3 protein-coding genes and 1 pseudogene are annotated in these 3,679 nt (G+C 28.9%); all 4 read left to right on the forward strand.

Annotated features, from left to right (window positions below):
* Positions 1–278, forward strand: a pseudogene (locus tag FGK85_RS14740) (Rpn family recombination-promoting nuclease/putative transposase); the annotation flags it as partial.
* Positions 279–1,531: 1,253 nt separating this feature from the next.
* On the forward strand, positions 1,532–2,461 hold the full coding sequence (locus FGK85_RS14745; RefSeq protein WP_138207880.1) for an HD domain-containing protein: 930 nt from the start codon (positions 1,532–1,534) through the stop codon (positions 2,459–2,461).
* A 257-nt stretch (positions 2,462–2,718) separates the two neighbouring features.
* Entirely contained in the window at positions 2,719–2,943 is a 225-nt protein-coding gene (locus FGK85_RS14750; RefSeq protein WP_171011453.1) for a DUF1659 domain-containing protein, read from the forward strand.
* 11 nt (positions 2,944–2,954) lie between these two features.
* Complete coding sequence (locus tag FGK85_RS14755; protein ID WP_138207884.1) at positions 2,955–3,170, forward strand: DUF2922 domain-containing protein; 216 nt, start codon at positions 2,955–2,957, stop codon at positions 3,168–3,170.
* Positions 3,171–3,679: the final 509 nt, after the last annotated feature.

Raw genomic sequence — 3,679 nt, forward strand, 5'->3', positions numbered from 1 at the left:
TAATGGAAACATCTAATCAATGGGAGGTGGAATCTATGGTATATAGTATACAGAAAGTAATTGATGGCGTGGAAAAGAAAGGTATTAAAAAGGGCATAGAGCAGGGTATAGAAAGGGGCATGGAAAAGGGAATAGAAAAAGGAATAGAAAAAGGAATAGAAAAAGGTAAGCTGGAAGTGGCAAAAAATATGCTCAAATTAGGAATTGATATAGATGTTATAGAAAAAGCTACAGGACTAGCTAGGGAAGAAATAGAAAAAATTAAAGAAACGCTATAAGCATAAATTGCGATGCAATTTTATAATGGACAAGGGACAAGGGACAATGGACAATGAATGAAGTTTTTCTTACAGAAAAACTAAAATTTTAAAAGACCTAAACATAGAATTTATCTATATTTAGGTCTTTTTCTGTTTTTAATTTTAGTTTTGCATTAGCAAAACATCCATAATTGTCAACTGTCAACTGTCAATTGTCAATTATAAGAATGTTGCGTCGCAACATTCTTATATTGTGAAGTAAGTGCCGTAGGAAAAATCTTTAATTGAATATGAATAATGGTATAGTAAGAAAAGATATAACTGTTTCATTAAACAAAGCAGTTATATCTTTTCTTTTAGGGCTTGAAAAATCTTTTATTGGCGATAGTCAGCAAAAATATAGAAATATTAAATATCAAATATCAAATATCAATGTTTGATACTTTTATAAAGTGTATATCAGTTGTTTATGTGATTAGATTAGTTCTGAAACATAATCTTTTTATACATCATTTAAAAATTAAGATTAAGTTTCTTGGTCTTGATATAGAAGTTAAAAGCAAAGAAAAAAGTGCCCCATCCTCACAAGATTAGCACCTTTTCTTAATTATCATTATATTAATTTCATCCAATAGCCCTAAAACAAAATAAATGTTCTAAGAATTGCTTAGTGTTAGCGCACTAAGCTTTTCTTATTTATATTATATCAAAATTTCATAAAAAATAAACCTATATAATTTTTTTCTATTTAAAAATTTCAACTTCAAATTAGCATAAATTAGAATCTACAAGTTTTATTAACTCTTCAATACGTTTCTTCTTAAGAATCAATATTTCTTTATGGTTTTCCAAAGCTCTTCTCTTATCAAACTAACGTTTGGTTCTATCCTTTAGTAATTATTATTTTACAAATTTTTAAAAATTGTTTTGTGTAAAATATAAAAAAGTGTGTTACAATATAAATAATCAGAAAATTCTAAAATGAACTTAATTTTGAAAGTTCTTGTAATGAGATATTCATTTTCATAATTTATATATAATAGGGAAATTTATAAAATAAACAGAGCTCTTAGCTTCAGATGGAGTTTTTACTCCAACTGAAGGTTAGAGATCGTTATCCAGGGACGTAGCTGCCGTTATCTCCCACTTTGTTAGAAGAGGGAGTGTTACGGCAGGTAGTCATCGGGTAAATAAAATTTTTAATTTTAAGTGGTATAGATTTAAAACAAAATTATTTATAGAAAAATAATAAAATAAGGGGGTATTTTGTAATGATAACACGTGCTATAGAATTAGCTTTAAAAGCTCATGAAAATAAAAAGAGAATTGGTACAGATATACCTTATGCAGTGCATCCTATAGAGGTAGGTATAACTCTTTCAAAAAATAAAATGGATGATGAAACTATAATAGCAGGAATAATACATGATGCAGTGGAGCAGGAGTATTTATCACTAGAAGAAGTTGAGGAAATGTTTGGATTTAAAGTTAAGAGAATAGTAGAGAAGGTATATATAGCAGATAAGTATCAAGAGGGAGAAGATTATATAGCTAGAAAGAAACGTACTTTGGATTATTTAAGAGAACAGGCTTCACCAGAGTTTAAATTTGTAACCTGTGCAGATAGATTGAGCAACCTAAAGATGATGCAGGACGAGTATAAAGTAATTGGCGATAAGGTTTGGGACAGATATAAAGAGGGATATGAAAAGAGAAAATGGTACTATCAAAGCTTGGTTGTAAGTTTAACTCAAATATCAAATTATGATATGTATAAGGAAATGGTGGAAAGGATAGAAGATCTTTTCGGACCAGTTTCGGCTTCTATATTCATAAATGATGATCTTCAAACTATAGAAGATAAATTTGATATGGATGTGGCAGAACAATCAAGATGGCTTATAGAACATATGATGGGATTCCTAGGACAGGTTATTGAGGAATTTGATATATCAAAGGATCCAAATATAAAAGAAGATTTAAGAGAAGCTATGATAAAAATTTTAGATATGTATCGTAAGCAAAACAATAATGAGGAAATAGATATTTCTCATGAGGATTGGGTAAATTGCATTAAGATATTCTATATACTAAGAAGATTCTTTAAATTTAACAATACTTGGATAAGGGAAAATATAGGTATAAACTATCTTGCATGGTATAAGTTATATGATACAGAGTTTAAATTGAAAATAAAATAGAAGTGGATTTAACCAAAGGCTCGTTGACGGGTGTAGGCAATATCAGTGTAAGCAAGTGGAGGGAAAGAGTAAACTAATATAAAAACTATGCTAAATACATTAATCACCTTAATATAATAGTTATTTAAAAAAATTGTAATTCAGATTTTTGGCAAAAGCTAAGAGTTCTGGATTACAATTTTTTATTTTGTAAAATGCAATTTTAAGTGGAAAAAAGTTTATAAATGCATATGTACATAGTGAAGGGAGATGATCATATGGCAGTTATGGAGAATAAAATAGGAAGTTCACTAGTGTTAAAAAAAGTTGTAGACACCACAGAAGATGGTAAGGAAAAATATAAAACTCAAAAGTTTTCCAAGGTGAAGGTTTCAGCTACAGCTGAAGATATATATGAAATTGGCAAGAAAATGGAAGAGCTTATAGACTATCCTGTTAAGGAAATATTAAGAGAAGATACAAGTTCAGTAATCGGAGAATAGGAGGGGTGTAGATGTCTAAGGATTTAGTTATGTATTTTATGGATCAAGATAGAAAAAAGGTGTCTTTAAGACTGAAAGATGTTAAAGCAGATATAACCCAAGTTGAAGTAGAAGAGCTAATGGATTTGATTATGCAAAAGAATATATTTAAGTTATCAGCTGCAGATATAGTAACTAAAGATAGAGCAGAAATAATAAGCAGCTCAGTGGAACAATTTAAATTCTAAATATTTTGAGGAAGGGGGTAGATGTACCTCCTTCTTTATTTTGAAATAAAACTATAAAACCTATTTACAAAATAAAAATAAATGGTATAATTATAGAGTAAGCAATAATGAAAATCATTATCAGTTACCTTTACATAAATGTTTAGGATTAATAGAAAATGTAAAAGTAAAAAAGAATGAGTTACAAATTTTTATCCAGAAACGTACCTGTCGTAACACTCCCACTTCTAACAAAGTGGGAGATAACGGCAGCTACGTCCTTGGATAACGATCCTAACCTTCAGTTGGAGTAAAAACTCCATCTGAAGCTAACAGCTCTGTTTATTCAAATTACAAAAGGAAACATAAAATAAAAAATCTTAATGTACTAAATTAAAAAATATTAAAATTAATAACTTTAGTTCTGCAAAATAAAAAGTCAAATTGGTAATGCTACCAAAAAATAAATATGGCACACCGACGGTTTCCGTGATATATAAAAGTTATTACTCAATTAATCACACGGGAGG

The organism is Haloimpatiens lingqiaonensis, assembly GCF_901447495.1.
Lineage (GTDB): Bacteria > Bacillota > Clostridia > Clostridiales > Clostridiaceae > Haloimpatiens > Haloimpatiens lingqiaonensis.

Excerpts from the sequence above, each read along its gene's own strand:
- FGK85_RS14745 (WP_138207880.1), top strand. The coding sequence starts at position 1,532 with ATGATAACACGTGCTATAGAATTAGCTTTAAAAGCTCATGAAAATAAA.
- FGK85_RS14755 (WP_138207884.1), top strand. The coding sequence starts at position 2,955 with ATGTCTAAGGATTTAGTTATGTATTTTATGGATCAAGATAGAAAAAAG.
- FGK85_RS14750 (WP_171011453.1), top strand. The coding sequence starts at position 2,719 with ATGGCAGTTATGGAGAATAAAATAGGAAGTTCACTAGTGTTAAAAAAA.